This is a genomic window from Bacteroides sp. OF03-11BH (genome assembly GCF_003604005.1).
Classification (GTDB): Bacteria; Bacteroidota; Bacteroidia; order Bacteroidales; family Bacteroidaceae; genus Bacteroides; species Bacteroides ovatus.
On sequence record NZ_QTMW01000091.1, the window covers coordinates 359 to 5,474 of the forward strand.

At 32.7% G+C, this 5,116-nt stretch carries 12 protein-coding genes; all 12 read left to right on the forward strand.

Translation table 11 applies throughout. The features are described 5' to 3' along the window. A partial coding sequence (locus DXA54_RS28410) for a hypothetical protein (RefSeq protein WP_207903525.1) occupies positions 1-187 on the forward strand: 187 nt, incomplete at its 5' end. Positions 188-285: 98 nt separating this feature from the next. Then, positions 286-537 (forward strand): hypothetical protein, encoded by a 252-nt coding sequence (locus tag DXA54_RS27355; RefSeq protein ID WP_004295365.1) that lies wholly within the window; start codon positions 286-288, stop codon positions 535-537. A gap of 34 nt (positions 538-571) precedes the next feature. Beyond that, positions 572-787, forward strand: coding sequence for a hypothetical protein (locus tag DXA54_RS27360; RefSeq protein WP_007559101.1), 216 nt, complete (start codon positions 572-574; stop codon positions 785-787). A gap of 71 nt (positions 788-858) precedes the next feature. Further along, on the forward strand, positions 859-1,248 hold the full coding sequence (locus DXA54_RS27365) for a hypothetical protein (RefSeq protein WP_007559098.1): 390 nt from the start codon (positions 859-861) through the stop codon (positions 1,246-1,248). Positions 1,249-1,333: 85 nt separating this feature from the next. After that, positions 1,334-1,474 carry a hypothetical protein gene (locus tag DXA54_RS28340; RefSeq protein WP_007559096.1) on the forward strand — a complete coding sequence of 47 codons (141 nt, stop codon included), beginning with the start codon at positions 1,334-1,336 and terminating at the stop codon, positions 1,472-1,474. Between the two features lie 16 nt (positions 1,475-1,490). Then, on the forward strand, positions 1,491-1,682 hold the full coding sequence (locus DXA54_RS27370) for a hypothetical protein (RefSeq protein WP_007559094.1): 192 nt from the start codon (positions 1,491-1,493) through the stop codon (positions 1,680-1,682). Positions 1,683-1,694: 12 nt separating this feature from the next. Further along, positions 1,695-1,901: a hypothetical protein gene (locus DXA54_RS27375; RefSeq protein WP_007559092.1), complete on the forward strand. Its 207-nt coding sequence runs from the start codon at positions 1,695-1,697 to the stop codon at positions 1,899-1,901. Between the two features lie 30 nt (positions 1,902-1,931). Beyond that, positions 1,932-2,150 carry a hypothetical protein gene (locus DXA54_RS27380; RefSeq protein WP_004295363.1) on the forward strand — a complete coding sequence of 73 codons (219 nt, stop codon included), beginning with the start codon at positions 1,932-1,934 and terminating at the stop codon, positions 2,148-2,150. Positions 2,151-2,174: 24 nt separating this feature from the next. Then, the gene (locus DXA54_RS27385) at positions 2,175-2,486 is read left to right on the forward strand and encodes a hypothetical protein (RefSeq protein ID WP_008765228.1); all 312 of its coding nucleotides are present in this window, start codon (positions 2,175-2,177) and stop codon (positions 2,484-2,486) included. Positions 2,487-2,519: 33 nt separating this feature from the next. Beyond that, positions 2,520-3,002 (forward strand): hypothetical protein, encoded by a 483-nt coding sequence (locus DXA54_RS27390; RefSeq protein WP_007559088.1) that lies wholly within the window; start codon positions 2,520-2,522, stop codon positions 3,000-3,002. Continuing rightward, entirely contained in the window at positions 2,992-3,204 is a 213-nt protein-coding gene (locus tag DXA54_RS27395; RefSeq protein ID WP_004295360.1) for a hypothetical protein, read from the forward strand. The genes DXA54_RS27390 and DXA54_RS27395 overlap by 11 nt, the downstream gene beginning before the upstream one ends. A 162-nt stretch (positions 3,205-3,366) precedes the next feature. After that, positions 3,367-4,524 (forward strand): replication initiation protein, encoded by a 1,158-nt coding sequence (locus DXA54_RS27400; RefSeq protein WP_007559085.1) that lies wholly within the window; start codon positions 3,367-3,369, stop codon positions 4,522-4,524. Positions 4,525-5,116: the final 592 nt, after the last annotated feature.

The window sequence follows — 5,116 nt, forward strand, 5'->3', positions numbered from 1 at the left end:
AGAGAACATTATTATGATACCAAAAACTTTAGGGAAAAATAAAACCTCGGCAGTCTATAAACCTAAAACCATTTTTAACAAAAATAATTGTCCTATTATTTGCGACATTTATAGAAAATCACTATCTTTGAGTATTGAAAATAAAGAGATAAACAAACCTTTAAAGCTGGTTTGGCTGCCAGTATAAAGAACAGCAAACAAAATCATGAAACATTGCTTCTTAAATCCATTTCGTAGCCAACTGTTAGTGCTATTTTTCAGTATTAATTCATTAATCATTTTTTTATGAAAAAAGAGTTTACATTACGCTTAGACGATGCAGCCTGCGCAGAGTTAGAAAATCTAAAAAAATTATCTGGTGAAAAAACAGATGCTAAAGCTATTAGATTTGCTATTCAGAATTATGCAACTTTGAATGATAGGTATATTGAAACACAACGGCAAATAAGGACGTGGAAAGATAAATATGCAGCGTTAAATAAAGCTGTTGATGATTACTTGTCTTCTTTTGAAGCATTGAAGAAAACTACAGATTGATAGTCAATTATTAGAAATGTGAAAGGATTAATTTATGATTGGAGTAGAGAAGAAAATTTTCAGATTATCTAGTTCTGTGTTAAATCGTACTTTTAAGCAGGAAAAGAGTATTTTTTGTTCAATGGTGTTACGATTGATGGATACAGAAAACTATGCAAACAATTATTGCGATTCGCTAAGTCTTGTTCTTGAACTATTTCCAGAGATTGATAGGGAAAAGCTAGAAAAAGAATTGGATAAATACGTTTGATAGTATTTGAAATCAAAAATGGGCTATTAAACTAGTTAATAGCCTTATTTTAATACATAAATTCATGAAATATGGCAGCGGATATGACAGATGAAACGATTGCACAATACATGGAACGCATCGAGAAAATGAGCATAAAAGAAATTCAAAAAGAAATTGAATTTCTGGAAAGCCCCGGTTACAACTGTGAAGGACTGGTATGTGCAGACGGAGTAATTACTCCCCGGACAAAAATGCATCGTAAGGTTCTTTGGTATAAGAGAATGAACCAAAAGAGCCTAACAGCCCTGCAATGGGCAAAAGAAGGATATGTTGTAAATCCGGATGCAATAGGAAGAAAGTGGAAAAACAATCCTCACAATTCAAAGGCTATAATATATTATGTATCAGATGAAGTACATGAGGACAAAGAAGCGGCTAAAGAATTTCTCAAATCGAGGCGTAAGGAAAAGAAAGAGTAGTCTTTAGTTCACAGGTCTCTTTTCCAGATATATAAGTCAAGATAAAATGGGATTATCATACCAAATAACGCATAACAGAATAGTAATGAATCAAGAAAGAACATTAACCTTTGGTAAGTATAAGGGAACACATCGAAGTAATATTACTGGAGGCTTCTCAGCAGGTGACTTCGGTGGTTTAATTTATTCAATCGAAAATTTCAATGAAAGTGAATATGAGTTTTAACCAATAAAATGAAGATATGAATAATGAATTTATTGATGGTATTTGGTTTGCTGTTCAGCATATTGTAGTAGTCAGAGATATGCCAGCAATCGCAATAGGGATAATTAAGGAATCGAATCTTTCCATTGATGATTGTAAGGCTGCGCAAAAAAGGAGTGGTTCTTTTCACAATCAGATGATGAAGTTTATTGAAACAGAATTAGCGTAAAACAGTATAAATATGAGCAAAATTGAAGAAGCCTTCAGAGGCTTAGGAAGAACAGAGAAAGTGAGATTCATTTCGCAGAACATCGAGTATGCAAATGCGGTTGCAGTAGCCAGTTATGTAAAAGGTTATCTTTTCGATGTCCTTAATGATGTCGGAGATGATGAGTATATAGCAGCGTATCTCAGAGAAAAGGGATATGAAGTAAAAAAACAAGAATAATCCTCAAATCGATATATAAATAAACGAATTATGAATGAAAGAACAATCCAAATAGACGTAATTGGAAAAATAGAAGGTACTCAATTTATGAAGTGTAAGCTATATACAAATGAAAATATTGTCATTATCATGATGAATGAATTTGATTATGAACGGTTGAAAGAAGAAGGAATCTTCATAAGAGATGGCAAAAGTCGAGATTCAGCCGGGGTGTTGAATACAACCAATACTTTCATCGAAAAAAATTAATACTCAAAACAAAAAAGAATGATTATGGATAAAAAAGAAAAGAATTTTGCCACATACAAAGAATTTGCAAAGATGCTTCGGGAAGTGGCAAACATATACTCTAAACTGGGTGACGAACCATTGTTGAAAGAAGGATATGAGTATAACGCCATTAGAGATGCTGTTCAGTATGTAACGAACAAACACGATTTTGGTTACTTTATACAGCCTTGGAAGGATGAGTTTCTACGTATGCCTTTTGATGTGACGAAGCGAAAAAAATGGGCTGATTATGTGGCTGAATGCCATGCTACAGGAAAGGAAATAGATTACGATAATTATGATTGGGATAAATGACCATAATTTTTCGAATAGTGTGAAAGGGAATAGATGTCATATAATCAAAATATAGATAGAATGTTTATTGAATATAAGGTATATCGTAGGGTGTCAGATTTGAAGCCTTTTATATCTAGGGATGAACTTCCTTCTTGTCAGATGATTGGGAAAAAAAAGTTTGTAGGAAAAAAAGCAAAAATGGAGGCTGTTTATAGACTTACAGGGAAACGTTTGCCAGAAGACTATACAACAGAGCAGGTAAACAATTTTCTTACGGTAGAGCTTTTTAATACGTCTTTATGGCATAAGTATAGAAAGATTTACAATGAAGTTTCCAATGAAAAAGAAATTGTTGTTGAGAACTATAGTTATCAATATACATTAGTTGTAGAATTAGCAAATAAATCGAATTTATCATTGGATGAAGGAAAAATTGTACATTTTGTTATGTGCGAACTGTTAGGAAATCCTTGTGAAACGTATAAAGGGATGAAAAACCCTATAATTTCTTTACGAAAAGATTATGATAGATAAAGCAAAAACATTAGATGAATGCTTTAAGGAACTAATTCTTAAAAGAGGTTGGTCTAAAAATAGTCCATATGACCGCCGAACTGCATCAAGGCATAAAAAGCAATTCCTTGAAGGAACGTTGCCCGATGAATTTAAAAGAGTATATTTGCAAAGTGCTGGTTATACAATAGTGCAGCCGGAGCTTTGGCGACAGGAATTATAAAACAAAGAAAATGGACTGGAGGAACATAATAAGAAATCTATTAGAAATTATCATTGCTATTTTTAGAATGATTTTCATAGGGCTATTTTATATAGCCAAGTTTATGTTTGTGTTCTTTATTCTACTTTTTTTTGGAGTATTAATCAGTCAAAATAATAAGCGATGGTAAATAGAGAAATAAAAGCCCGAAAACGTGCGGTGAAAGAAGAAAAAGAAGAAATAGACGGTGAGATTGTTAGAATTAGGAAAGGGCATCCTCGTACAAATCTTCCTGTGAAACTCCCAGAAAATCCCACATGGCTGAAACAACCTAATGTAGTTACATTAATGGCTGGTGATTTTAAGACAGTACAGATTAGAATCTTAATTGCTGTTATAGAGAAATTACAGGATGTCATAGAATTAAGTATTCAGCATCTAGATAAATATGGTACATCTATTCCATGCGAGCAATTATCTTTATTTCAAGAATATTCAGACCGTATAAGAGTAGATATCGCATATCGGGATTTGGGCGTTAATCCAGACCAATACAAGGAAGTAAAAAGCATGGTTCGTAAATTAATCAGTATTCCTGTAGAGCTTGATGTTAAAGACCCAATAACAGGTGAGGATAGTTGGTCTATTACTGGTTTATTCACTAAGGCAAATATACCCAAAACTCCTTATTCAAGAGGTTTTTCTTTAGAAATGGATAGAGAGGTTGCTAAAGTTTTCATTAATGTTGATAGAGGTTTTACACGCTATATAAAAGAGATAGCTTTAAGAGCGCAAAGTAGATATACAATAAGAATGTATATGCTGATTAGCTCATGGAAAGAAAAAGGTGGTTTTTCTATCTATGTGGATAGATTTCGGAAATTCTTAAAATTAGAAGATAAATACCCCGAATTTAAAGATTTGTATAAACGTGTAATACGCCCTGTTTACGATGATTTGTTTGAACAGGCTGATTGCTGGTTTGAAATGGCAGAAGTTTATCGTAATTCAGGCGATACACAGCCTTATAAACTTAATTTCAAAGTTATTAAGTCTGCATTATCAAAGAAGGAAGAAGAACTATTAAAAGGACAAAAGAAGATGATAACGAATTTTTGTTCTTTGCACTTTGCAATGAAGGACGAGCATTTGCAGCAGTTTATTCCACAGATTACATTAAGCAACTATAAAGCAGTAGTAACTAAGATGCTTTATCTAGGCGAATATGTTAGAGATAACTGGAATAAAATTTCAAATAAAGCAGAATATTGTTTATCCGTATTATTAAAAGAAGTAGAAATACTCCCCGGAATGATTGGAGAAGAAAAAGAAGATGAATAAAAGTTGGGTTTTTGTCCCTAGGAGGGGTCTAAAAGTTGGGTTTTTGTCCCTAAGAAGTTGGGTTTTTGTCCCTAAGAAGTTGGGTTTTTGTCCCTAAGAAGTTGGGTTTTTGTCCCTGATTTTTTACCATTATCTGTTGTTTTTCAGATAGTTACCCTTTCATTTTTAAGGGTACTACCATCACTAGCTGATAAAAAAAAACCTGATAATCATACCAACACACAAAAAAGGAACTTTTCTTATTACATAAACCCATAAAAAAGGAACTTTTCTCATAATCTTAACACAAACTTTAGGGAAAAGAACATCTATTAACAAAAAAAGACACTATATGATACAAATAATCAATCAAAAGTTGGGTTTTTGTCCCTATCTAAAAAAAACATATTTTAAAAAGTTGGGTTTTTGTCCCTATGCTTTTTTGATATACTGTAGGGAAAGAAATTGATACCGAATTATCATTCCTGGCACACCCTGTAGAACGACCTTTTGATACCAAATACAAAAAGCAGCCGGAAGCCGGACGCAAAAAATTGATACCATAAAACATTAGGGAAAAAGAACAGGAACAAAATACAATATTATATATATA